Origin of the sequence: Pseudomonas fluorescens (genome assembly GCF_001708445.1) — a bacterium.
In the GTDB taxonomy this organism is placed as follows: domain Bacteria; phylum Pseudomonadota; class Gammaproteobacteria; order Pseudomonadales; family Pseudomonadaceae; genus Aquipseudomonas; species Aquipseudomonas gorinensis.
In genome coordinates this window covers 4,403,053-4,425,423 of sequence record NZ_CP015637.1, presented here as the reverse complement: position 1 = coordinate 4,425,423, position 22,371 = coordinate 4,403,053, and the positions used below count along the sequence as shown (strand labels likewise).

The 22,371-nt window shown below is 62.3% G+C and carries 22 protein-coding genes, 4 tRNA genes and 1 riboswitch; of the genes, 9 read left to right on the top strand and 17 right to left on the bottom strand.

Going from position 1 to position 22,371, the window contains the following annotated elements:
- Positions 1-23: 23 nt before the first annotated feature.
- The 10 genes from A7317_RS19540 to uvrB all read right to left on the bottom strand — a co-directional run bounded on the left by A7317_RS19540 (position 24) and on the right by uvrB (position 7,500).
- Positions 24-992 carry a tRNA dihydrouridine synthase gene (locus A7317_RS19540; protein WP_024076515.1) on the bottom strand — a complete coding sequence of 323 codons (969 nt, stop codon included), beginning with the start codon at positions 990-992 and terminating at the stop codon, positions 24-26.
- A 55-nt stretch (positions 993-1,047) separates the two neighbouring features.
- Positions 1,048-1,482 carry an acyl-CoA thioesterase gene (locus A7317_RS19535; protein WP_024076516.1) on the bottom strand — a complete coding sequence of 145 codons (435 nt, stop codon included), beginning with the start codon at positions 1,480-1,482 and terminating at the stop codon, positions 1,048-1,050.
- A gap of 38 nt (positions 1,483-1,520) precedes the next feature.
- Positions 1,521-2,354 carry an alpha/beta hydrolase gene (locus A7317_RS19530; protein ID WP_024076517.1) on the bottom strand — a complete coding sequence of 278 codons (834 nt, stop codon included), beginning with the start codon at positions 2,352-2,354 and terminating at the stop codon, positions 1,521-1,523.
- Between the two features lie 15 nt (positions 2,355-2,369).
- Positions 2,370-2,909 carry a TetR/AcrR family transcriptional regulator gene (locus tag A7317_RS19525; protein WP_069076640.1) on the bottom strand — a complete coding sequence of 180 codons (540 nt, stop codon included), beginning with the start codon at positions 2,907-2,909 and terminating at the stop codon, positions 2,370-2,372.
- Between the two features lie 218 nt (positions 2,910-3,127).
- Positions 3,128-3,203 (bottom strand) — tRNA-Glu (locus A7317_RS19520).
- 90 nt (positions 3,204-3,293) lie between these two features.
- Positions 3,294-3,369, bottom strand: a tRNA-Ala gene (locus tag A7317_RS19515).
- Between the two features lie 49 nt (positions 3,370-3,418).
- Positions 3,419-3,494 (bottom strand) — tRNA-Glu (locus tag A7317_RS19510).
- A gap of 90 nt (positions 3,495-3,584) precedes the next feature.
- A tRNA-Ala gene (locus A7317_RS19505) sits at positions 3,585-3,660 on the bottom strand.
- Positions 3,661-3,807: 147 nt separating this feature from the next.
- Entirely contained in the window at positions 3,808-5,289 is a 1,482-nt protein-coding gene (gene gltX, locus A7317_RS19500) for a glutamate--tRNA ligase (protein ID WP_024076519.1), read from the bottom strand.
- 195 nt (positions 5,290-5,484) lie between these two features.
- Positions 5,485-7,500: an excinuclease ABC subunit UvrB gene (gene uvrB, locus A7317_RS19495; RefSeq protein ID WP_024076520.1), complete on the bottom strand. Its 2,016-nt coding sequence runs from the start codon at positions 7,498-7,500 to the stop codon at positions 5,485-5,487.
- Between the two features lie 344 nt (positions 7,501-7,844).
- On the opposite strand from uvrB, the gene A7317_RS19490 reads away from it, so the two are divergent.
- Positions 7,845-9,041 (top strand): amino acid aminotransferase, encoded by a 1,197-nt coding sequence (locus A7317_RS19490; protein ID WP_069076639.1) that lies wholly within the window; start codon positions 7,845-7,847, stop codon positions 9,039-9,041.
- Between the two features lie 111 nt (positions 9,042-9,152).
- Positions 9,153-9,362 carry a hypothetical protein gene (locus tag A7317_RS19485; protein ID WP_069076638.1) on the top strand — a complete coding sequence of 70 codons (210 nt, stop codon included), beginning with the start codon at positions 9,153-9,155 and terminating at the stop codon, positions 9,360-9,362.
- Positions 9,363-9,443: 81 nt separating this feature from the next.
- On the opposite strand, the gene ptrR is transcribed toward A7317_RS19485, so the two are convergent.
- The gene (gene ptrR, locus A7317_RS19480) at positions 9,444-10,337 is read right to left on the bottom strand and encodes a putrescine utilization regulator PtrR (RefSeq protein ID WP_069076637.1); all 894 of its coding nucleotides are present in this window, start codon (positions 10,335-10,337) and stop codon (positions 9,444-9,446) included.
- 103 nt (positions 10,338-10,440) lie between these two features.
- Here ptrR and A7317_RS19475 point away from each other — a divergent pair, with 103 nt between their 5' ends.
- Positions 10,441-11,832: an aldehyde dehydrogenase family protein gene (locus A7317_RS19475; protein WP_069076636.1), complete on the top strand. Its 1,392-nt coding sequence runs from the start codon at positions 10,441-10,443 to the stop codon at positions 11,830-11,832.
- Between the two features lie 24 nt (positions 11,833-11,856).
- On the opposite strand, the gene A7317_RS19470 is transcribed toward A7317_RS19475, so the two are convergent.
- The gene (locus A7317_RS19470; RefSeq protein ID WP_024076525.1) at positions 11,857-12,162 is read right to left on the bottom strand and encodes a protealysin inhibitor emfourin; all 306 of its coding nucleotides are present in this window, start codon (positions 12,160-12,162) and stop codon (positions 11,857-11,859) included.
- Positions 12,163-12,190: 28 nt separating this feature from the next.
- Positions 12,191-13,252 carry a M4 family metallopeptidase gene (locus A7317_RS19465; protein ID WP_024076526.1) on the bottom strand — a complete coding sequence of 354 codons (1,062 nt, stop codon included), beginning with the start codon at positions 13,250-13,252 and terminating at the stop codon, positions 12,191-12,193.
- Positions 13,253-13,384: 132 nt separating this feature from the next.
- Between A7317_RS19465 and A7317_RS19460 the strand changes: the two genes are divergently transcribed.
- From A7317_RS19460 to A7317_RS19445, 4 genes are all read left to right on the top strand, one after another.
- Positions 13,385-14,314: a DNA/RNA non-specific endonuclease gene (locus A7317_RS19460; protein ID WP_024076527.1), complete on the top strand. Its 930-nt coding sequence runs from the start codon at positions 13,385-13,387 to the stop codon at positions 14,312-14,314.
- An 82-nt stretch (positions 14,315-14,396) separates the two neighbouring features.
- Positions 14,397-14,592: riboswitch (cobalamin riboswitch) on the top strand.
- 113 nt (positions 14,593-14,705) lie between these two features.
- Entirely contained in the window at positions 14,706-15,716 is a 1,011-nt protein-coding gene (locus A7317_RS19455) for an ABC transporter substrate-binding protein (protein ID WP_069076635.1), read from the top strand.
- Entirely contained in the window at positions 15,713-16,717 is a 1,005-nt protein-coding gene (locus A7317_RS19450; RefSeq protein ID WP_024076529.1) for a FecCD family ABC transporter permease, read from the top strand. The genes A7317_RS19455 and A7317_RS19450 overlap by 4 nt, the downstream gene beginning before the upstream one ends.
- Positions 16,714-17,478, top strand: coding sequence for an ABC transporter ATP-binding protein (locus A7317_RS19445; RefSeq protein WP_069076634.1), 765 nt, complete (start codon positions 16,714-16,716; stop codon positions 17,476-17,478). The genes A7317_RS19450 and A7317_RS19445 overlap by 4 nt, the downstream gene beginning before the upstream one ends.
- Positions 17,479-17,711: 233 nt before the next feature.
- On the opposite strand, the gene A7317_RS19440 is transcribed toward A7317_RS19445, so the two are convergent.
- The gene (locus A7317_RS19440; protein ID WP_069076633.1) at positions 17,712-18,638 is read right to left on the bottom strand and encodes an alpha/beta hydrolase fold domain-containing protein; all 927 of its coding nucleotides are present in this window, start codon (positions 18,636-18,638) and stop codon (positions 17,712-17,714) included.
- A complete protein-coding gene (tspO, locus tag A7317_RS19435) occupies positions 18,638-19,078 on the bottom strand; it encodes a tryptophan-rich sensory protein TspO (RefSeq protein ID WP_069076632.1) in 441 nt (146 codons plus the stop codon). The genes A7317_RS19440 and tspO overlap by 1 nt, the downstream gene beginning before the upstream one ends.
- Before the next feature lie 197 nt (positions 19,079-19,275).
- Here tspO and chrA point away from each other — a divergent pair, with 197 nt between their 5' ends.
- Positions 19,276-20,484, top strand: a complete 1,209-nt coding sequence (chrA, locus tag A7317_RS19430) for a chromate efflux transporter (protein ID WP_069076631.1) — start codon at positions 19,276-19,278, stop codon at positions 20,482-20,484.
- Between the two features lie 39 nt (positions 20,485-20,523).
- On the opposite strand, the gene A7317_RS19425 is transcribed toward chrA, so the two are convergent.
- Positions 20,524-20,757 (bottom strand): hypothetical protein, encoded by a 234-nt coding sequence (locus tag A7317_RS19425; protein WP_024076534.1) that lies wholly within the window; start codon positions 20,755-20,757, stop codon positions 20,524-20,526.
- Between the two features lie 264 nt (positions 20,758-21,021).
- Here A7317_RS19425 and A7317_RS19420 point away from each other — a divergent pair, with 264 nt between their 5' ends.
- Entirely contained in the window at positions 21,022-21,402 is a 381-nt protein-coding gene (locus A7317_RS19420) for a cupin domain-containing protein (protein ID WP_024076537.1), read from the top strand.
- Between the two features lie 159 nt (positions 21,403-21,561).
- Here the strand turns inward: A7317_RS19420 and A7317_RS19415 are convergent, their stop codons facing one another.
- Positions 21,562-22,293: a BPL-N domain-containing protein gene (locus A7317_RS19415; protein WP_069076630.1), complete on the bottom strand. Its 732-nt coding sequence runs from the start codon at positions 22,291-22,293 to the stop codon at positions 21,562-21,564.
- Between the last annotated feature and the right edge of the window lie 78 nt (positions 22,294-22,371).

The following is a 22,371-nucleotide window of genomic DNA, read 5'->3' as shown; positions in this document are numbered from 1 at the left end:
CCCCAGCGGTCCTCAACAAACACTCAAGCGTTACTGCATGACTCAGGATGGGGCATATTCAGCAGGCGACTCACCTGCTCCAACCCGGTCTCGCGGCGCAGGGCCGTAAACAGCTCGACAGCTTCGGGGTAATTACGCGTCAGCATCGCCAGCCACTGCTTCAAACGGCCCGGCGCCTGGCGTTCGGTCAACTGGGCGACCGACTGGACCCAGAAGTCCTGAAGCAAGGGCTGCAACTGCGCCCAAGTCATTTCCACCACGTCTTCGCCCGCCCGCGCCGCGGCAATCTGCCGAGCCAGGTCAGGGCGCGCTACCAGGCCACGACCGAGCATGATGTCTTCAGCGCCGCTGACTTCGCGGCAACGCTTCCAGTCTTCGACGCTCCAGATATCCCCGTTGGCGAACACCGGCACCTTGACCACGTCCTGCACCCGCGGGATCCACTCCCAATGGGCCGGGGGCTTGTAGCCATCGGTCTTGGTGCGCGCATGCACCACGATATGCGCCGCGCCACCTTCGGCCAGGGCAGTGGCGCACACCAACGCGCCGTCCGGGCTGTCGAAGCCCAGACGCATCTTGGCGGTCACCGGGATATGAGCAGGAACTGCTCGGCGTACGTGCTCGACGATCTGATTGAGCAGCTCCGGCTCCTTGAGCAGCACCGCACCGCCGCGCGACTTATTGACGGTCTTGGCCGGACAGCCGAAGTTCAGGTCGATCACTTGCGAACCGAGCTCGCAGGCCAGGGCTGCGTTTTCGGCCAGGCACACCGGGTCGGAGCCAAGCAATTGCACACGCAGCGGCACACCGGCAGCCGTATGGGCGCCTTGCAGCAGTTCCGGAGCGAGCTTATGGAAATAGGCGGGGGTGAGCAGGCGGTCGTTGACGCGGATGAATTCGGTCACGCACCAGTCGATACCGCCCACGCGGGTCAACACGTCCCGCAGGATGTTGTCGACCAACCCCTCCATGGGCGCCAAGGCAATTTGCATGGAAAACACTCAACAAAAATCGTGGCGCAGTTTACTGGGTTTCCCAGCGCAACCGTTAACCCCCTGTCAGGGCGGGGCCATAACCGTCGAGAAACTCTGTCGGCATACGCTTGGGCTTGCCCGTGGACAGTTCAATGCAGACGAAGGTGGTTTGCGCGCGCAGCAAGGTCGCGCCGTCACGGGGCCGGACGAGCTGGAAGCGCCGGGTCATTTTCAGGCGCTGGTCCCAATCGACGATCCAGGTCGCCAGTTGCAGCTCGTCGCCCTCATAGCCGGCCGCCAGGTAATCGATCTCATGGCGCACCACGGCCATGGCACGGTCCAGGCGACGATACTCGGTCAGGTCCAGCCCCAGGCGCTGGGAGTGGCGCCAGGCGCAGCGTTCCAGCCAGGCGACGTACACCGCGTTGTTGGCGTGCCCCAGGCCGTCAATGTCCTCAGGGGCCACCTGCAGGTCGATGATAAACGGCGTTGCCAAATCCCAGCCCATGCCTTGCTCCAGTCGATTGATGTCGGCACGGCAGTGTATCAGGCGGTCTGGCGCTCCTGTAAACGACGGCCTGCCAACAGATCCAGCACGCCTTCGATCACACGCGGATCAGCCAGAACTTTCTGGTGCCCGCCGTGTTCCAGGCGCAGCAGGCGGCTGTCGAACCAGGCGTCATGGATAGCTTGCGAGGCGTTGACCGGAACGAAGGTATCGTCTTCGGCGTGAACGATCAGGCCAGGGATATTCATCTGGTAGTGGGCGACATCCAAGTGCTTGAGCGGCATGCCGAACGTCAGTTCCACTTCCTGGATAAACGCCGAGCGGGCCCGCGACGGCAAACCGACCATTCCGGCAAAGCCGCGCAGCACATCCAGGAAGCGCGACGGCGCCGCAATGCTCACCAGCGCTTCAGTGCGCAACCCCAACTGCACCGCCAGCATCGCACTGGCGCCGCCCATGGAATGGCCGACCACCGCGTGCAAGGGCGGCAACTCGGCCGCCGCCTCCAGCATGGCGCGGGCGAACAACAGCACATGGGCCTCACGCCCCGGCGAACGACCATGGGCCGGGCCATCGAGGGCAATCACCGAATAGCCGTTGCCCACCAACGCCGTGATCAAGCTGGCGAATTGCGTCGGCCGCCCTTCCCAACCGTGCATCAGCAACACCGCCGGCCCTTGGCCCCAACGCAGCGCCGACAGGCCGAAACGCAAGGTGATGCGCTCCGACTGGGCCAGCAGCGGCAATTCCCAATCACGCGGCGGCAGGTCTCGCGGGGTCATGAAGACCCGACGCATTTTACTGGCCACCGTGTGCGGCGCCAGGCGCCCCAAGGTGCCGTTGACGCTACGAATCCATGTGAATGCGCCCATTATGCAACCCCCTTTTCAGCGCACTGCCGACTTGGCAGCACGCAATACACGATCCGACAATTCACCCGGCCCAAGCGCACGAGCCAGGGCCAGGCCACCAATCATCAAGGCCATGTCTGCCAAGGCTTTGTCGGTATCTTCCGGGCTGGCGGCCAACTGTGCAGCCATCAACTCCACATGCTCATTGAGCACCTGGCGAAATTCGTCCGGCAGGCGGCTCATCTCGCCCACCGTCGCCGGGATGGGGCAGGCTTTGGCCGTAGAGTCGCGGTGTTTGCGCGACAGGTAGAACGCGGCCACCAGCGCACGACGCTCTTCACCGGTCAGTTGCTCGTCCATGTCGTCGATCGAAGCTCGACGCTGGGCCAGCAGTTGACTGAAGGCCTCCAGCATCAGCGCATCCTTGCTTTCAAAATGCGCGTAAAACCCACCCACCGTCAGCCCCGCCGCGCCCATGACTTCCCCCACGCTCGGCTCGGCCGGGCCACGCTGGACCAACGCGGCACTGGCGGCCTGCAGAATGCGTTCGCGGGTTTGCGCTTTTTTATCGCTCATCGTGTGCCTCCGTCGTTCATGGGTTGAATATTATTACCATAATAATATTTCGCAAGCGAGAAGCATGACCGCCCGTCCGAACCGGCCGCCTGCAAAACGTTGGAATAAGAGTCAGGGCAAATAGAACAGGCCAGAGGGCAGAAACCCAAACGCCAGACAAACAAAAGGGCCATTCAATAATTGAATGACCCTTAAAAATCCCGCAAAGCGGGTAATCGTGGCGTCCCCTAGGGGACTCGAACCCCTGTTACCGCCGTGAAAGGGCGGTGTCCTAGGCCACTAGACGAAGGGGACACAAACCTTCTGTACAACTGACCAGGCTGATCTTGAAACCAGACCTGATCGATCCAAGGACGGTGTGGCCGGAACCTTGGACCTGTAAATTGGTGGAGCTAAACGGGATCGAACCGTTGACCTCTTGCATGCCATGCAAGCGCTCTCCCAGCTGAGCTATAGCCCCGATTTTTCGCCTGGCGGCGCAGCAGACCTTTCGAACTGCTTGTTGAAACTGGCGTCCCCTAGGGGACTCGAACCCCTGTTACCGCCGTGAAAGGGCGGTGTCCTAGGCCACTAGACGAAGGGGACACAAACCTTCTGTACAACTGACCAGGCTGATCTTGAAACCAGACCTGATCGATCCAAGGACGGTGTGGCCGGAACCTTGGACCTGTAAATTGGTGGAGCTAAACGGGATCGAACCGTTGACCTCTTGCATGCCATGCAAGCGCTCTCCCAGCTGAGCTATAGCCCCTCATCGGTGAGGACGGGGCGAATCTTAATGGCGCTTTAGAAAGGTGTCAAATTTATTTTCAACAATTTCTAAAAATTTTTGCCGGGATAACAATCACTTACCAGACAAACCCCGGAAAACCGGGGTTTGGCCGCTACAGCAGCTGACTCAGGCGATAGCGCCCAGCAGCTTTTCCCATTCCTTGTTTTCTTTCTTCGACACACCACCAAGCAAATCAAGGGCTTGGCGTAGACGGAAACGCGTCAGGTCCGGGCCAAGAATTTCCATCGCATCAAGCACCGACACCGAACTGGCCTGGCCGGTGATCGCGGCGAACATCAGCGGCATGGCGTCGCGCAATTTCAGTTCGAGGGATTCAACCACCGCCTGAATCGTCGCGGTAATCGCCTCCTTCTCCCACTGGCGCAGGCTTTCGAGCTTCCACAGGATCAACTGCATCAACTGGCGAACCTGGTCACCGGAAAGCTTCTTGGATTCAAACAGCTTGGCATCCGGGCTCACGCCACCGGCAAAGAAGAAGCTGGCCAACGGTGCGACCTGGCTGAACGTCTCCACCCTGCCCTGCACCAGCGGTGCGATCTTCATCATGTATTCGGGGTTCAACGCCCACTGCTGCACGCGGCTGGCGAACTCTTCCACCGGCAGGTCACGCAGCCACTGGCCATTGAGCCACGACAATTTCTCGATATCGAAGATCGGCCCGCCCAGCGAAACGCGGGACAGGTCGAAGTTGTCGACCATTTCCTGCAACGAGAACTTCTCGCGCTCGTCCGGCATCGACCAACCCATGCGGCCCAGGTAGTTGAGCATGGCTTCGGGCATAAAGCCCATGCGCTCGTAGAACGTCACCGAGGTGGGGTTCTTGCGCTTGGACAGCTTGCTCTTGTCCGGGTTACGCAGCAGCGGCATGTAGCACAGCTGCGGTTGTTCCCAGCCGAAGTATTCGTAGAGCAGGATCAACTTCGGCGCCGACGGCAGCCATTCCTCACCGCGCAGCACGTGGGTGATACCCATCAGGTGGTCATCGACAACGTTGGCCAGGAAGTACGTCGGCAAGCCGTCGGTCTTCATCAGCACTTGCATGTCCATGCGGTCCCACGGGATCTCGACGTCACCGCGCAACATGTCCGGCACCACGCACACGCCTTCGCTCGGCACCTTCATGCGAATCACATGGGGCTCGCCAGCCGCCAGGCGCCGGGCCACTTCTTCTTTCGACAACAACAGCGCACGGCCGTCGTAACGTGGCGTTTCACCGCGCGCCTGCTGCTCGGCGCGCATCTGATCGAGCTCTTCGGCGGTGCAGAAACAAGGGAACGCATGGCCCATGTCGACCAATTGCTGGGTGTACTGCTTGTAGATGTCGCTGCGCTCGCTCTGACGGTACGGGCCATGCGGGCCGCCGACGTCCGGGCCTTCTGACCAGGTAATGCCCAACCAGCGCAGGGCATCGAAAATCTGCTGTTCCGACTCACGGGTCGAACGCAGTTGATCGGTGTCTTCGATCCGCAGGATGAATTCACCGCCGTGCTGCTTGGCAAAGCAGTAGTTGAACAAGGCGATGTAGGCAGTACCGACGTGGGGATCCCCAGTAGGCGATGGCGCGATGCGCGTGCGGACGGTGGTCATGGCAGGTCTCGAATGGGCGATATAACTGAAAATTGAAACAAGGGGCGAATGGTAACAGCCTGGGTGATTTCTGGAAAACCGAGGCGCGGCCATCGGGGGCAAGCCCCCTCCCACACCGGACAGGTTCTCAGCATGAGAATGCAGTCAAATGTGGGAGGGGGCTTGCCCCGATGAGGCCGGTTGAGTCAGCGCAAATCAGACCGTCAGTAACCGCTCACGCAACTTGCCGATCTCATCGCGCGTCTGCGCCGCTGCCTCGAACTCCAGATCCCGCGCCAGCTGGTACATCTTCTCTTCCAGCTGGCGAATCCGCTTGGTGATCTCGCTCGGCGAGCGCAGTTCGTTTTCGTACTTGGCGCTTTCCTCGGCAGCCTTGGCCATGCCCTTGCGCTTTTTGCTGCGCGAGCCAGGCACGGTGGCACCTTCCATGATGTCGGCGACGTCCTTGAACACGCCCTTGGGCGTAATGCCGTTGGCCAGGTTAAAGGCGATCTGCTTGTCGCGGCGGCGCTCGGTCTCGCCGATCGCCCGCTCCATGGAGCCGGTAATACGATCGGCATAGAGAATCGCCCGACCATTGAGGTTACGCGCCGCACGGCCGATGGTCTGGATCAGCGAACGCTCGGAGCGCAGGAAGCCCTCCTTGTCCGCATCCAGGATCGCCACCAGCGACACCTCGGGCATATCCAGGCCCTCACGCAGCAGGTTGATCCCCACCAATACATCGAAGGTGCCCAGGCGCAGGTCGCGGATGATCTCCACGCGCTCCACGGTGTCGATGTCCGAGTGCAGGTAACGCACCCGTACGCCGTGGTCGGCCAGGTAGTCGGTCAAGTCTTCGGACATGCGCTTGGTCAGCGTGGTGACCAGCACCCGCTCTTCCAGGGCCACGCGCTTGGTGATTTCCGAGAGCAGATCGTCAACCTGGGTCAACGCCGGGCGGATTTCGATCTGTGGGTCCACCAGGCCTGTCGGGCGCACCAGTTGCTCGATCACGCGGCCGGCATGCTCGGCCTCGTAGTTCCCCGGTGTCGCCGACACGAAAATGGTCTGGGGGCTGATACTTTCCCACTCATCGAAGCGCATCGGCCGGTTATCCAGCGCCGACGGCAGGCGGAAACCGTATTCCACCAAGGTTTCCTTGCGCGAGCGGTCGCCCTTATACATGGCGCCCACTTGCGGCACGCTGACGTGGGATTCGTCGATCACCAGCAGCGCATCGGGCGGCAGGTAGTCGTAGAGGGTCGGCGGCGGCGCCCCGGATTCGCGGCCCGAGAGGTAGCGCGAGTAGTTTTCGATGCCGTTGCAGTAGCCCAACTCGAGGATCATCTCCAGGTCGAAGCGGGTGCGCTGTTCAAGGCGCTGGGCTTCCACCAGCTTATTGTTGGCGCGCAGGTACTCAAGGCGCTCGGCCAACTCGACCTTGATGCCCTCGATGGCGCCCATCAACGTCTCGCGCGGGGTCACATAGTGGCTTTTCGGATAAAAGGTGAAGCGCGGCAGTTTGCGGATCACCTCGCCGGTCAACGGGTCGAACGCCGACAGGCTCTCGACTTCATCGTCAAACAGCTCGATGCGGATCGCTTCCAGGTCAGATTCGGCCGGGTAGATGTCGATCACATCGCCGCGCACGCGAAAGGTGGCGCGGGCAAAGTCCATGTCGTTGCGTGTGTATTGCAGGCTCGTCAGGCGACGCAGCAGTTCACGCTGGTCAAGTTTGTCACCGCGATCGACGTGCAGCACCATCTTCAAGTAGGTTTCCGGGCTGCCCAGGCCGTAGATGCACGACACCGTGGTAACGATGATCGCGTCCTTGCGCTCCAGCAGCGCCTTGGTCGCCGACAACCGCATCTGCTCGATATGGTCGTTGATCGACGCATCCTTCTCGATAAAGGTATCGGAGGACGGCACGTAGGCTTCGGGCTGGTAGTAGTCGTAATAGGAAACGAAGTACTCCACCGCGTTGTTCGGGAAGAACGCCTTGAACTCGCCATACAATTGCGCGGCCAGGGTCTTGTTCGGCGCCAGCACCAAGGTCGGGCGGTTCACCTGCGCGATCACGTTGGCAATGCTGAAGGTCTTGCCCGAACCGGTCACCCCGAGCAGCGTCTGGTGCGCCAGGCCGGCCTCGATGCCTTCGACCATCAAGCGAATCGCTTCGGGCTGGTCGCCGGCGGGTTCAAAGCGGGTGACGAGCTGGAAATCCGACATAACGTACCTCTTTCAAGTCACCCCAGGCTGACAACCGCCGAGGACGAAATAGCTCAGCAACCCGCGAATTCTCATCGCAGGTTGCAGGAAAAAACCATGATAGCTGTAGAAGTGGTGGCGAATGTGATGGGTTTCAAGGTAATCCTCCTACATGGCCCTTCCCCCCAATGTTGCAATAAGACTAACGGTCGGCAAATAAACCGAAAAACTTGGCCGAAAAGCCGTTTCGGCTGTCGCCCTCAGGCGTGATGGCCTCTATACTAGCTCCCCGTTTGTGCACCGCTCTAGTGCATTCGGCTGGAGCGCGACACGTCCCTCCTTTCCCCCATAGAGCTGCCGCAAAAATGAGCCTGTTCTCCGCTGTCGAAATGGCACCACGCGATCCTATCCTGGGCCTCAACGAAGCATTCAACGCCGATACACGAACCACCAAGGTCAACCTTGGCGTGGGCGTTTACTGCAACGAGGAGGGGAAGATTCCACTCCTGCGTGCCGTTGCCGAAGCGGAAGCCATTCGCGTGGCGCAACACGCTGCCCGTGGCTACTTGCCGATCGACGGCATCGTGGCCTACGACCAGGCCGTGCAAAAACTGCTGTTTGGCGCTGATTCGCCACTGCTGGGCGCCGGCCGCGTCATCACCGCGCAAGCCGTCGGCGGTACCGGTGCCCTGAGAATCGGCGCCGACTTCCTCAAGCAACTGCTGCCCAATGCCGTGGTTGCCATCAGCGACCCCAGCTGGGAAAACCACCAGGCACTGTTCGAAAAAGCCGGTTTCCCGGTGCAGACCTACCGCTACTACGACGCCGCCACCCACGACGTGAACCGTGCCGGCCTGCTCGAAGACCTCAACGCCCTGCCGCCGCAGTCCATCGTGGTGCTGCACGCCTGCTGCCACAACCCGACCGGCGTCGACCTGAGCCCGGCTGACTGGCAGCAAGTGCTGGACGTGGTCAAGGCCAAGAACCTGGTGCCGTTCCTCGATATGGCTTACCAGGGCTTTGGCGACGGCATCCACGAAGACGCCGCTGCCGTGCGCCTGTTCGCGGAATCCGGCCTGACCTTCTTTGTCTCCAGCTCGTTCTCCAAGTCGTTCTCCCTGTATGGCGAACGCGTGGGCGCACTGTCGATCGTCAGCGAGTCCAAGGAAGAAAGCGCGCGCATCCTGTCCCAGGTCAAGCGCGTGATCCGCACCAACTACTCCAACCCGCCGACCCACGGCGCAGCGATCGTGGCGGCGGTGCTGAACAACCCTGAACTGCGTGCCCAGTGGGAAGCCGAGCTGGCCGAAATGCGCCTGCGCATCCGTGGCATGCGTGAGCAAATGGTGGCCGAGCTGGCCAAGGCTGCTCCGGGCCACGACTTCAGCTTCGTCGGCCGCCAGCGTGGGATGTTCTCCTACTCGGGCCTGACCGTGGAGCAAGTCACCCGCTTGCGCACCGAGTTTGGTATTTACGCGCTGGACACCGGGCGTATCTGTGTGGCGGCGTTGAACCAGTCGAACATCGGTGCGGTAACAAAGGCGATTGTTCAGGTTCTATAAGCCTGACGGCGTTATACGAAGGGAAGCCGTGGCTTCCCTTTTTAATGCCTGTCGGAAAATACCCTGCTCCCCTAGACTGAGCACCGATTGCCCTTTTGCTGTGAGAGCCCTATGAAAAACGACGACCTGAACCTGCACGCCGATCCCGACGACCAGGAGTACTTCGCTCCGCGCGCGCCGCAAGCCAATCGCCAGAAAAGCCTGGTGCTGCAAGTGGCGCTGGGAGTGTTCCTGGGTGGCCTGGCGTTGTGGCTGGTGCAGTTGGGCGCGACGGCACTCATGGCGAAACTGGCCATGGGCACCCTGCAATTCGGCGGCTGAACACGACCCGCAGTGGTAGGAGCGAGCTTGCTCGCGAAAAACGCAGGGACACCGCGTTTATCCAGAATGCCCGCGTTATCGTTAACGACCTTCGCGAGCAAGCTCGCGCCTACAGTGGCCGCGCTCCTCCAGCAACTTCACAAAACTGTTCAAACTCTGCGACACCGTGCCCCGTCGCCAGATCAGCCAGGTGTGCAACAGGCGGAAACTGTCCGTCAGCGGCCACACGCTCACCGTGGTAAACCCCGGCATGCTTTCCAGCATGCTGCGCGGCATCAGCGCCAGGCCGGCCCCGGCACTGACGCAGGCGAGCATGCCGTGGTAGGACTCCATCTCGAAGATGCGGCCCGGCACCGCGCCATCCTGTGAGAACCACCGCTCGAAATGGTGCCGGTAGGAACAGTTGGAGCGAAAGGTATAGATACTTTCCCCGTTCACATCCTGCCCGCGGGTGATCGGCGCATGCTGCAACGGCGCAATCACCACCATCTCTTCCTCGAACACCGCCACGCCTTCCAGGGTGGCATGCAATACCGGCCCATCCACAAACGCCGCCGCCAGGCGTCCCGACAACACGCCTTCGATCATCGTCCCGGACGGCCCGGTGCTCAGGTCCAGCTCGACCTTGGCGTGCTTCTGGTTGTACGCCGCCAGTAACGCCGGAATGCGCACCGCGGCCGTGCTCTCCAGCGAACCGAGGGCAAATGCCCCCTGGGGCTCCTCCCCCGCCACCGTCGCGCGGGCTTCCTGCACCAGGTCAAGAATGCGCCGCGCATAGCCAAGGAAGTTCCACCCGGCTGGCGACAGGCGCAGGCGGCTTTTCTCGCGGATGAATAATTCCACGCCCAGATCCTGCTCCAGTTGCTTGATGCGCGTGGTCAGGTTCGACGGCACCCGATGAATCAACTGCGCCGCGGCACTGATGCTGCCTTGCTCGGCAACGGCCTTGAAGATTTCCAGCTGCACCAGATCCAAATCATTCTCCAATCGTGAATGTATTGCTCAATATTATTCAGTTTCCAGAAAAGATGCAGCCCCGTAGGCTGACCCCAATCCACTCATTCAGCCGGACGGTGCCATGAACGCTATCACCCACCAGACCCACGCCCTGTCGATCAGCCCCACTACCGGGGCGACGGTCGGCAGCTACCCCTACGAAACCGAAGCCCAGTTGGACGCCGCCCTCAACCGTGCCACCCACGCCTTCCGCACCTGGCGCCGCCAGCCGGTCAGCGAGCGCTCGGCCCTGTTGCTGGCCCTGGCCGCTGCCCTGCGTGATCAAGCCGAAGAGATGGCACAGATGATCACCTTGGAAATGGGCAAACCCATCGTCCAGGCCCGTGCCGAAATCGAGAAATGCGCCCAGCTCAGCGAGTGGTACGCCGCCCACGGCCCGGCCATGCTCGCCCCGGAACCGACCCTGGTAGACAACGGCACCGCCCATATCGAATACCGCCCGCTGGGCCCGATCCTGGCCGTGATGCCGTGGAACTTCCCGGTGTGGCAAGTCCTGCGCGGCGCGGTGCCGACGCTGCTCGCCGGCAACACCTACGTGCTCAAACACGCGCCGAATGTCATGGGCAGCGCCTACCTGATGAAAGCCGCGTTCGACAAAGCCGGCTTCGCCGAAGGCTTGTTCGAAGTGCTCAATGTGACCCAGGAAGGCGTGTCAAAAGCCATCGCCGACCCGCGCATCGCCGCCATCACCCTCACCGGCAGCGTGCGTGCCGGCATGGCCATCGGCTCCCAGGCCGGTGCCGCGCTGAAGAAATGCGTACTGGAATTGGGCGGTTCCGACCCGTTCATCGTGCTCAACGATGCCGACCTCGATGCCGCCGTCCAGGCCGCCGTGATCGGCCGCTTCCAGAACAGCGGCCAAGTCTGCGCCGCGGCCAAGCGCCTGATCGTCGAAGCGGGTGTGGTGGAGGCCTTCACCGCCAAGTTTGTCGAAGCCAGCCGTGCCCTGGTGACGGGCGACCCGACCTCGACCGCCACCTACGTCGGCCCCATGGCCCGCTTCGACCTGCGCGACGAACTGCACGCCCAGGTCCAGGCGACCCTGGCGCAAGGCGCGACCCTGCTGCTGGGCGGCGACAAAGTAGCCGGCGCCGGCAACTACTATGCGCCGACCGTACTGGCCGACGTCACCGACCAGATGACCTCGTTCAAAGAGGAACTGTTCGGCCCCGTGGCCTCGATCATCACCGCCCGCGACGCCGACCATGCCGTGGCCCTGGCCAATGACAGCGAGTTCGGCCTCACCGCGAGCATCTTCACCAGGGATTCAGCCAAGGCCCGCGACATTGCGAACCAGCTGGAAACCGGCGGGATCTTCGTGAATGCTTTCAGCGTCTCCGACCCTCGGGTGGCGTTTGGTGGCGTGAAGAAGAGCGGCTTCGGTCGCGAGTTGTCGCACTTTGGCGTGCGCGAGTTCTGCAACGCGCAGACCGTTTGGCTGGATCGAAAGTAAGTTCGGGCAGGCCCTGAACCTGCCTCAACAGCGAATATGCCGCCGCACACACTGCACCAGCCCATCCAGCGCCTGCGACTTCACCGGCGCCAGCACGCAGACCGTGTGCTCACGCTCGCCTTCCGTCACGGTCAACGTGTAATGCACCTGGCTTGGGTTGCCGGGTTCTGGCGCGGTGCTTTGCGGCAACTCAAAGAAGTTTGACGCCTCGATCAGTTGCCGCAATTCCTGCTGGTCCGGCTCGGGCAGCGTGTCCAGCTGCACCGTACGAGGTTTGGCCAGCCCCGGAAAAAACGCCGGCCCGCCGTTTTCCTTGATCGAAATTTGCATGGCTGCTCCTCACCGCACAGGCGGTTTGTCACACATGAATGCCAACTGCTTTCCAGCCCTCCTTGACCGCCTTCTGCTCATCCTTGTTCGCGCCATACAGTCGACCGGCGATATCGTAGGTAATCCGCGCGAAGCGCAGGAACCCTGAGTTCGGCCGCAAGCGCGCATCGCGCAATGCGTCATACCAGATCCGCCCCGCACGTTCCCAGGCAAACCCACCCAGCTTCGTGGCCACCTGATAGAACGCATGGTTGGGAATGCCAGAATTGATATGCACCCCGCCATTGTCCTCGTAAGTCTGTACGAAATCATCCATATGCCCCGGTTGTGGGTCCTTGCCCAGCAACTTGTCGTCAAAGGCAGTACCGGGTGCTTTCATCGAGCGCAGCGCAATGCCTTTGATCTTGTCGGTAAACAACCCTTTGCCGATCAACCAATCGGCATCTTGCGCCTTCTGCTGCAACGAGTACTGTTTGATCAGCGAGCCAAACACATCCGACAACGACTCGTTCAAGGCGCCGGATTGATTGAAATACATCAGCTTGGCTTCATCCTCGGTCACGCCGTGGGCCAATTCATGGCCAATCACATCAAGCGCGATCGTGAACCGGTTGAATAATTGCTGATCGCCATCACCAAACACCATCTGGGTCGAGTTCCAGAACGCATTGTTGTAGTTCTGGCCAAAATGCACGGTCGCGTCCAGCGCCATACCGGCATCGTCGATGGAGTTGCGGTCGAAGACCTGGTCAAAAAAATCGAACGTGGCGCCCAAACCGTCATAAGCTTCGTCTACCGCCGCATCGCCGCTGGCGGGCTGCCCTTCGCCGCGGATCAGCTTGCCTGGCAGGCTATCCGTGCCCTCGGCGCCGTAGATCGAACGCCGTTTGCCGGCGCCCATGGCCAAGGCCATACGGGCCGGGCCATGAGCGGGCTCGGCGACCATGCGCAACGAGCGGAACGTGCTGTCCTTGGCGCGGGTACGTAGCGCGACGTCCCGTTGCGTTTTATTACCGTTACGCGCGATCTGGTCGAGGATGTAAGGCGGGATCAGGCAGAAAATCGCCTGGCGCGGGTGGCGAACACACATGGGCTGGCTCCTTTTGGCGGGTAATGAACGTCCGGGTCACCGGTTCAGGATAGCCCTGCTGCGGGTACCTGGCCCTAATTGTCATGAACCTGTGTTGCAGTCGTGTTTACCCAAGACTGCGAGGAACTCGCGATGCCAGCACGCAAAGCCAAAATTGACCTGACCCACCGCCCCCGGCTCGTCGATCTACGCCCGTTGATCCCGGCCACTCCTAGCCTGATGGAAGCCAGGGCGGCGACGCCCCGTGTGACGCCCGCCAAGGATTTGCAGGACCGGCGTGGCTACGCACCCGACTTTCTCAGCGGCTTCGCCGTGCCGTGGCCCACGGTGGATGAGGCATTGGCAACTGACGTCCAGCCGCTGCGCCTGGACTACACGCATTTCTCGGTGACCCTGTCACGTTCCCGACGGATGGCGCTCTATGTGGGCGTGAATATCGACGGCGGACAGGCGGTGGATATCGTTCGCAGCAACGACACCTGGGCCTACGACGGCCGCCTGCCCATCAGCGCGCAGATCGGCGACGAGCTCTACACCAACAACGGCCTGGATCGCGGCCACCTGGTGCGACGACAGGATCCCAACTGGGGCGACGAGGCCAACACCGCCAACCTCGATACGTTCCATTTCACCAATTGCTCGCCGCAGATGAGCGGGTTCAACCAGAAGACCTGGCTGGAGCTCGAAGACTACATTCTCGACAACACACAACGCTGGAAGGCCCGGGCCACGGTGTTTACCGGCCCGGTGTTGGCCGATGACGACCGTGTCTACCGCGGCGTGAAAATCCCCAAGGCATTCTGGAAAGTGGTGGCCTACCTCGGCGACGACGGCAAGCCCTCTGCCAGCGCCTACATGATCGACCAGAGCCGTGAACTCGGTCAGCTTGATCTGGTATTTGGCCAACTGCGGACCTACCGGCGCAGTGTGATCCAGATCGAGCAATTGACCGGCATCCGTTTCGCCAACCTGGCCGACTACGACGGTTTCAGCAATGAAGAGCGCGCCACGGGGACGCGAATTGAAGCACTGATCCGCGGCCCTGAAGATATACGCCTCTGACCGGCTACCGCGGCTTTATGTGGGCGCGAGCCTGCACGCGCCTACAGAAAGCCGCCATTCGGTTCCCCCTCCCCAGCCCAATCGACTACCATACCGCGCCGGTTCCCAAACGGGACTAATAGGGAATCCGAAGCGCGGTACCCCCGCGTCAATCGGAACTGCCCCCGCAACTGTAGATGCCGAGCCTGCTCCTCAACGCCACTGGATACCCTCCGGGAAGGCTGGAGCCGGGTGACGACGCATCAGTCAGGAGACCTGCCGGCCCAGTAAAACCACTAACCGGCGGGGTGTCCGGGAAGGACATCCTTGGCTGCCTCCACCGCAGCGTCCGAGGGCGTATTTCCGAACCGTACCTCCCCAGTTCCACGTACGGCTCCCAGGAGATTGCCCCATGCTGCCACGCGTTACCGCCTTGCTCACCGGACTGGGCTTCTGTGCCCTGGCCCAGGCGACGCCCACCCACTACCCGCTGACGCTGGAGAACTGCGGCAGCACCCTGACCTTTCAGCAAGCGCCCACCCGCAGCGTAACCATTGGCCAGGCGGCGACCGAAATACTCTACGCCCTGGGTGTGGGCAACACAGTGGTCGGCACGGCGTTGTGGTTCAACAACGTGTTGCCGCAGTTCAAGGCACAGAACGACACCATCGAGCGCCTGGCCAACAATGAGCCAAGCTTCGAAGCGGTCATTGCCAAGCGCCCGCAACTGGTGGCCGCCGAGTTGGAATGGGTGGTTGGCCCACAAGGCGTGGTCGGCACCCGCGAGCAGTTTCATGAATTGAAGATCCCCACCTACCTGCTGCCGTCCGACTGCGAAGGCAAGAACAACCTGGTGGGCGCCGACGGCACACGCCTGGAGCCGTTCCGCATCGACACCATTTATAAAAGCATCAGCCAACTGGCCGAGATTTTCGACGTGCCGGACCGCGGCCAGCAACTGAACGAGGCGCTCAAGGCGCGCCTGGCCAAGTCCGTCGCCACCGCCCGCAACAAGGGCCTCAAACAGGCCAGTGCGCTGGTGTGGTTCTCCAGCGCCGAAATGGCCAGCGATCCCTATGTGGCCGGCCACAAGGGTGTCCCCGAATTCATGCTGCAAACCCTCGGCCTGCACAACGTGGTGCAGTCCGATGAAGAGTGGCCCGCCGTCGGCTGGGAAACCCTCGCCAAAGCCAACCCCACCTTCCTGGTGATCGCGCGCATGGACCGCCGCCGCTACCCGGCCGACGACTACGAACAGAAACTGGCCTTCCTGCGCAGCGACCCGGTGACACGCAACATGGACGCGGTGAAACACAACCGCATCATCATCCTTGACGCCATGGCCCTACAGGCCAGCGTGCGTACTTTCGATGGGCTCGACCAACTGGCGAGCGCCATCGACAGCTACGACCTGCCCAAATGAGCAGAACGCTCCTCGCCCTGGCGCTGCTGTTGATCGCCATACTGGCCGGCGTAGCCATCGGCGAAACCGCCATCGAGCCGCAGGTAGTGCTCCAGGTGTTGGCCAATAAACTGTGGGCCGCCGGCTACGCGCTGGACCCTATCGACGAAGGCGTGGTGTGGAACTATCGCCTCACTCGCACGCTGGTCGCCGCCGCCTGCGGTGCGGGGCTGGCCACATGCGGGGTGATTCTGCAGTCGTTGTTGCGCAACCCCTTGGCCGACCCTTACCTGCTTGGCATCAGCGCCGGTGCCTCGACCGGCGCGGTGCTGGTGGTGCTGATGGGGGTCGGCGGTGGCTTGATCTCGCTGTCCGCCGGCGCCTTTGCCGGGGCGATGGCGGCGTTTGCACTGGTGATTTTGCTCGCCCGGGCCAGCGGGTCGTCGAGCGGCACCGGCCAGATCATCCTGGCAGGCATCGCCGGTTCGCAGCTGTTCAACGCGCTGACCGCGTTCCTGATCACCAAGTCCGCCAGCTCCGAACAGGCGCGCGGCATCCTGTTCTGGTTGCTGGGTAATCTCAGCGGCGTGCGTTGGTCGTCGGTGTGGCTGGCGGTACCGGTGGCCGTCGCGGGGTTGGCGGTGTGCCTGTGGCACCGCCGCGCACTGGATGCATTCACCTTCGGCAGCGACTCGGCGGCGTCCCTCGGCATCCCGGTGCGCCGCGTGCAATTTGTGCTGGTGGGCTGCGCGGCGTTGGTCACCGCGGTGATGGTGTCGATTGTCGGCTCCATTGGTTTTGTCGGCCTGGTCATCCCCCACGCCGCACGCCTGTTGCTCGGTACCGGGCACTCACGCCTGCTGCCGGCCAGCGCCTTGGGAGGCGCATTGTTTTTGATTACAGCCGATGTGCTGTCACGCACCTTGATCAAGGGCCAGGTCATTCCGGTGGGCGTGGTCACCGCACTCGTCGGCGCGCCGGTATTTGCGCTGATCCTGATCGGCCGGAGGAATGCGCGATGACAGTGCTGAGCTGCACGGCCCTGGGCTTCAAGGTGCGAGAGGCCCAGTTGCTGCGCGATATTCACCTGCAAGTCCAGTCGGGGGAAACCTTGGGTATCGTCGGGCCGAACGGCTCCGGCAAATCGACCCTGCTCAAACTGCTCGCCGGCTTGCGCGCACCGGCCAGCGGCGAGGTGCACCTGGGCGGTGAGCGTTTGGGCGCGCTGTCCCGCCGCGCCATCGCGCAGCGCCTGGCGGTGGTGGAACAACAGGCCGACACCGACGATGCCATCCGCGTATTCGACGCCGTGGCACTGGGCCGCACACCGTGGTTGTCGGCGCTGAGCCCGTGGTCCAGCGAAGACGATCGCATCGTGCGCCAGGCCCTGCACGACGTCGACGCCACCCACCTGAGCCAACGCGCCTGGCGCAGCCTCTCCGGCGGTGAGCGCCAACGCGTGCACATCGCCCGCGCCCTGGCGCAACGGCCACAGATCCTGTTGCTGGATGAGCCGACCAATCACCTGGACATCCAGCATCAACTGACGATCTTGAAAGGCGTGCAGGCGTTACCCGTCACCACCTTGATCGCCCTGCACGACCTCAACCAGGCACTGACCTGTGACCGCCTGGCCGTGCTGGATCATGGGCGATTGGTGGCACTGGGCAAACCGCTGGAGGTGCTGACGCCGCAACGCTTGCAGGAAACCTTCGGCGTGCAGGCGCATTACCTGACAGACCCATTCGACGGCGCGCAGATACTGCGGTTGCGCTCGAACTGAGATTTAACAACGCGGCCCAACAGTGTCATCGGGGGCGAGCCCTAATGCCAGTCAGTCAAGGAGGAAAACGGTAACTCTGGAGAGCGGGCTAATTGTGGAAAGCGGGCTTGTTGTGGCGAGCCCGCTTCGTTTTCCTCCTTGACTGACTGGCATTAGGGCAAGGCCCGTCATACGAAAGCCCATGATGGGTACCTCTTGAAGCAAGGGCCCATCAGGCAAGAACCGCGGCAGGTTTACGGTGCTACAGCGATCCGGCGCGCGACCCACGCCCGGCTATAGGCCAGTACGTTCTCGGCGATCGCCAACGGAAAATGGATAAACCCATGGGCCGCCTCCGGCAGCAGATGGGCTTCCACCGTCCCCCAGCGCTCAGCAATGAGCAGGGTGTCATCCTTGAGCGGGTCCAATGCCCCCACAAACATCAACGCCGGCGGCAACCCGCTGAAGTCGCCATACAACGGCGACAACGGTGGCTGTCGCCGCTGCTCATCGCTCAAGCCTGGGGTCAGCCTGCGCAACGCGTCCACCATGCCAGGCCCATCCAGCAACAACGTCTGCGGGCCCGCCGCGCGTACGCTGGGAGTGCCGGTCAAATCATAGACGCCGTAATACAACACCGCACCGCTCACGCGCTGGAGCAAATCCGGCCACTGCTTCAATGCCAGCAACGTCGCCGCCGCCAAGTGCGCACCGGCCGATTCCCCCACGACAATCACCGGCAACCCGGCAAATTCCGCGCAGTCACCCAACAGCCAGCGCGCGGCGCTCAAACAATCCTCCATCAGCCCTTCTATCGGTGTATCGACCGCCAGCCGATAATCCACCGACACCACCGCCACCTCGCACGCGTTCACCAGGCCCAGGTTGAGGTCATCATCCATCTGCGCATTGCCGATCACCCAACCGCCGCCATGGATATCCAGCACCACGCCCTTGGGCCTGCCGCTCGGCCGCAGGATACGCACGGGGACTGCGCCCACCCATTGAGTCTCAGCCAGCGGCGCCCGCTTGAGCGTTTGACTGACCCGCAACAGCGCCTGAATCAAACGCGGTGTCACGCGATTGCGGATTTTGAAGCGCGGCAGCCAAGTGAGCTTTTGGTTGAAGCGGCGCATTTGAGCCAGTTCAGGCGCACTGGCGGGCCAGGGTTTATGGGCCATCAGCGGTTATTGCGCAAAATCGAGAAATTCAACGCCGCCGCCACGCACAGCCACGCCAGGTACGGGAACAGGATCAGCCCGGTAATCAGGTCCAGGCGCACGGCCAATACCACCATTGCGGCGACGGTGAGCCACAACAACACGATGATCAGCATACCGGCGAGCAACTGATGCGCACCGAAAAATACCGGTGTCCACAGCGTGTTCAACGCAATCTGCGCCGCCCACAATGCCAGCACCGGCTGGCTGTCGGGGATCAGGCTCAAGCGGTAACCGGCCCAGGCCAACAGCAGGTAGATAATGCTCCAGGCCACCGGGAACAGCCAGTTGGGCGGGGTGAAGCCGGGCTTGACCAGGGATTCGTACCAGGCACCGGGCTTGAAAATGACACCGGTGCTGGCGGCAGCGGCGCAAGCCAGGAGGAATATAAAGAAGGTCATCGTCTGTCCTTGGCTGAGTTCAGTGGCGTGCAACGGGGAAGTCTTTCTGCATGCATCTTCAATGACTCCAGCACGCGCGCAAAAATTCCATCCGGCGTGGCGATTTGCGCGAGCGGGCGCCTCTTCTGTGCGTCATCAAAATTCGCTAAGGTGCCTCGATACCCTAGCCTATTTTGCCCTTATCGAGACCCTGCACCTTGGCCCACTCCCCCACTGATCGCCCCACCCGCATCTGGGGAGTGTTCCTGATCTTCCTGCGTCTGGGCCTGACCTCCTTCGGCGGTCCCGTCGCGCATCTGGGCTATTTCAGGCACGAATTCGTGACCCGGCGCGGCTGGCTGAGCGAGCGCAGCTATGGGGATTTGGTCGCGCTGTGCCAGTTCCTGCCCGGCCCGGCCAGCAGCCAGGTGGGCATCGCGCTCGGCCTGTCGCGGGCCGGCTACGGCGGAGCGCTGGCGGCGTGGCTGGGGTTTACGCTGCCGTCCGCCGTCGTGCTGATCCTGTTTGCCCTGGGCATTGCCCAACACAGCACCGCCATCCCGCCCGGCGCGCTGCACGGCCTCAAGGTGGTGGCTGTCGCGGTGGTCGCCCAGGCCGTATGGGGCATGGCGCGCAACCTGTGTACCGACGCACCGCGCATCACCCTGATGCTACTCGCCGCCTGCGTGGCCCTGCTGCAAAGCTCTGCGTGGGGCCAGGTCGGGGTGATCAGCGCAGCGGCGGTGGCTGGCCTGCTGCTGTTCAAGCCCACACCGCCCGCCGCGCACGATGCGTTGCCCGTGACCATCAGCCGTCGTGCAGGGGCAATGTGGTTATCGCTGTTTGTGCTGGTGCTGGCCGGTCTGCCGATCCTGGCCCACTGGCTCCCCAACCCAGGCCTGGCGTTAACCGACGCCTTCTACCGCACCGGCGCGCTGGTATTTGGCGGCGGCCACGTGGTGCTGCCCCTGCTGCAAGCCGAAGTCGTGCCCACCGGCTGGGTCAGCAACGACGTGTTCCTGGCCGGCTACGGTGCCGCCCAAGCCATGCCCGGCCCCTTGTTCACCTTCGCGGCTTTCCTCGGGGCCTCCATGACCCAAGCCCCGACCGGCTGGCTCGGCGGCCTGCTCTGCCTGCTGGCGATCTTCGCACCGTCGTTTTTGCTGGTGATGGGCGCACTGCCCTTCTGGGAAAGCCCGCGCCGCAGCCCTCGCACCCAGGCCGCGCTGGCAGGCGTGAACGCCGCGGTGGTCGGCCTGTTGCTGGCGGCGTTGTATCAGCCGGTGTGGACCAGCGCGATCTTTACCGCCCAGGACTTCGGCCTGGCGCTGATTGGCGTGGTGGCGTTGATGGTGTGGAAGCTGCCACCGTGGCTGGTGGTGGTAGGAAGCGGCGCGGCGGGATGGTTATTGAGTCTTACGGTGTGAGGCTCGCAGCCCACGCGCATCGCCCTGCCGAGTTAATCCCTAGCCCTTCAACTCGCCCAACCGATGACTCGCCGCGTCATCATAAGCCACGTACAACGACTCGGCGATTTGGCTTTTGATGGCTTTGGTGGATTCCAGCCCCAGCACAAAACCTTCCGCCTTGCCGCCGGCACGGTTGAGCTCTTCGTGAGTGGCCGCGCCCGTGATGGCGTCGAGAAGCTTGGCGGCGTGAGGGCCTACACCTTTGGGCAGGGAGATTTGGTCGATGGTCATTACGGTACCTTCAAGGATGGAGATCGGTAGCGCGTGGAACCACTGCCGGGGTGGCATGGTAGACCGGTTAGCGGAGAAAGGGGTTGCTTTCGGCCAGACGCTCGACGGTTTCCACACTGTATCTGCGTAGTTTTAGAAACCGAGGCGCTTGACTGAAGAGGATTGGGTGAGTCGTAGCTCAACTATTTCAACATGCAGGATCGTACAAGCCAGCTAACCACCCCCTCGATATCCTGACACCTCTCAACTACCCGAGTATCGGTCATGGCCCAGTCACAGCACCCAACACAACCTGTAAACCTCACGCAAAAAGCTTCGCTCATCAACGAGCAATGGAGCCCGAGGGTCGTCGCCGAGATGAACGACTACCAGTTCAAGGTGGTGCGTATCGAAGGAGAATTCATCTGGCACTCGCATCCGGAAACCGACGAGGCGTTTCTTGTGCTTGAAGGGACGCTGCGTATCGACCTTCCGGAAGGCCCCGTGTACGTGGCGCCGGGTGAACTGTATGTGGTCCCCCGTGGCGTCGAGCATCGGACGGCCGCCGAAGGTGAAGCCAAGCTGATGATGATCGAACCGCGCGGCATTCTGAACACTGGCCATGAAGGCGGAGAGCGTACTGCCACGAATGATCTGTGGATCTGAACGGCTGGGGCTCGTCGCCCCGCTTTTGAACTTGGCGCCGAGGGCGAGGATAGCGAGTACGGCCAACGGGTGAGGCGGTGCAAGCCGCCTGATGCACCGGTAAAAACCACTGCGCCCACCAATAGACGGCGTCGGTCGTGATGGGTTAATCAGCCTCCCCTACTCTTCAACACTGTGTATCAACGCCGCAAACAGCTCGCCACGCGGCCTCTTGTTCCACGGGATATCGGCACTTTCAAACCACGCCTGCCCGGCTTCCGGATGGGGGCCGCTCAGTACCACCACGCCTTTTTCATAGGCATAACGCGCCGCGGCGACGTCGCCGTTATGGTAGGTCGCGAGGGTTTTATAGCGTGTGGTCGTGCGGGGTGTGGGGAAGTAAGGGCCATCCTGATAGAAGACGTGGTCCGGCTTGCCCGCCCAGGTGACGCGAACCGCCGCGTCGTCGAGGGTGGTCACTTCAAAGCCTGGGCGGCCGACTTCGCTGTCGAGGGCCTGAGGGATCAGGCCTAAGTTGTTTTCGTCCGCCAGGTAGGCGCCCATGCACAAGCCCAGGTAACGACCACCCTGGGCGACATAATTGCGAATGGCCTCGACGCGAGCATCGCCCAGGCTGTCGAGGGCGGCGGGAATGTCCTGGCCGCCGCCGGGTTGCACATAGAGATCGTAGCGGGCGAGGGTTTGCGCGGTGATGTCGATCGGTTCGTCGGCGCCGACGAAGTCGATCTGGTAAGTCGGGTCGAGACGCAGCAGTGCCCTTTTCACGCTTTCCGAACAGTCCTCGCAGCCCGCCGGGCCGCGGTAGATCGCCACATGGGTGAGGGGTGTGGCGGCGTGCGCCGACACTGTGGCAAACGCCAGTAACGCGGCGGCGATAGCGTACGACTTCATGGCAGTGGGCTCTTGGCAGGTAGGGCATGGGTGATCCAGCGCACAGCCTAAATCGAATGGGCTGTTGAATCCGTTAAC

Bases quoted from the DNA above. Each gene is read 5' to 3' on its own strand.
- A7317_RS19540 (WP_024076515.1), bottom strand. From the start codon at position 992: ATGCAAATTGCCTTGGCGCCCATGGAGGGGTTGGTCGACAACATCCTG.
- A7317_RS19535 (WP_024076516.1), bottom strand. From the start codon at position 1,482: ATGGGCTGGGATTTGGCAACGCCGTTTATCATCGACCTGCAGGTGGCC.
- A7317_RS19530 (WP_024076517.1), bottom strand. From the start codon at position 2,354: ATGGGCGCATTCACATGGATTCGTAGCGTCAACGGCACCTTGGGGCGC.
- A7317_RS19525 (WP_069076640.1), bottom strand. From the start codon at position 2,909: ATGAGCGATAAAAAAGCGCAAACCCGCGAACGCATTCTGCAGGCCGCC.
- gltX (WP_024076519.1), bottom strand. From the start codon at position 5,289: ATGACCACCGTCCGCACGCGCATCGCGCCATCGCCTACTGGGGATCCC.
- uvrB (WP_024076520.1), bottom strand. From the start codon at position 7,500: ATGTCGGATTTCCAGCTCGTCACCCGCTTTGAACCCGCCGGCGACCAG.
- A7317_RS19490 (WP_069076639.1), top strand. From the start codon at position 7,845: ATGAGCCTGTTCTCCGCTGTCGAAATGGCACCACGCGATCCTATCCTG.
- A7317_RS19485 (WP_069076638.1), top strand. From the start codon at position 9,153: ATGAAAAACGACGACCTGAACCTGCACGCCGATCCCGACGACCAGGAG.
- A7317_RS19475 (WP_069076636.1), top strand. From the start codon at position 10,441: ATGAACGCTATCACCCACCAGACCCACGCCCTGTCGATCAGCCCCACT.
- A7317_RS19470 (WP_024076525.1), bottom strand. From the start codon at position 12,162: ATGCAAATTTCGATCAAGGAAAACGGCGGGCCGGCGTTTTTTCCGGGG.
- A7317_RS19465 (WP_024076526.1), bottom strand. From the start codon at position 13,252: ATGTGTGTTCGCCACCCGCGCCAGGCGATTTTCTGCCTGATCCCGCCT.
- A7317_RS19460 (WP_024076527.1), top strand. From the start codon at position 13,385: ATGCCAGCACGCAAAGCCAAAATTGACCTGACCCACCGCCCCCGGCTC.
- A7317_RS19455 (WP_069076635.1), top strand. From the start codon at position 14,706: ATGCTGCCACGCGTTACCGCCTTGCTCACCGGACTGGGCTTCTGTGCC.
- A7317_RS19450 (WP_024076529.1), top strand. From the start codon at position 15,713: ATGAGCAGAACGCTCCTCGCCCTGGCGCTGCTGTTGATCGCCATACTG.
- A7317_RS19445 (WP_069076634.1), top strand. From the start codon at position 16,714: ATGACAGTGCTGAGCTGCACGGCCCTGGGCTTCAAGGTGCGAGAGGCC.
- A7317_RS19440 (WP_069076633.1), bottom strand. From the start codon at position 18,638: ATGGCCCATAAACCCTGGCCCGCCAGTGCGCCTGAACTGGCTCAAATG.
- tspO (WP_069076632.1), bottom strand. From the start codon at position 19,078: ATGACCTTCTTTATATTCCTCCTGGCTTGCGCCGCTGCCGCCAGCACC.
- A7317_RS19425 (WP_024076534.1), bottom strand. From the start codon at position 20,757: ATGACCATCGACCAAATCTCCCTGCCCAAAGGTGTAGGCCCTCACGCC.
- A7317_RS19420 (WP_024076537.1), top strand. From the start codon at position 21,022: ATGGCCCAGTCACAGCACCCAACACAACCTGTAAACCTCACGCAAAAA.
- A7317_RS19415 (WP_069076630.1), bottom strand. From the start codon at position 22,293: ATGAAGTCGTACGCTATCGCCGCCGCGTTACTGGCGTTTGCCACAGTG.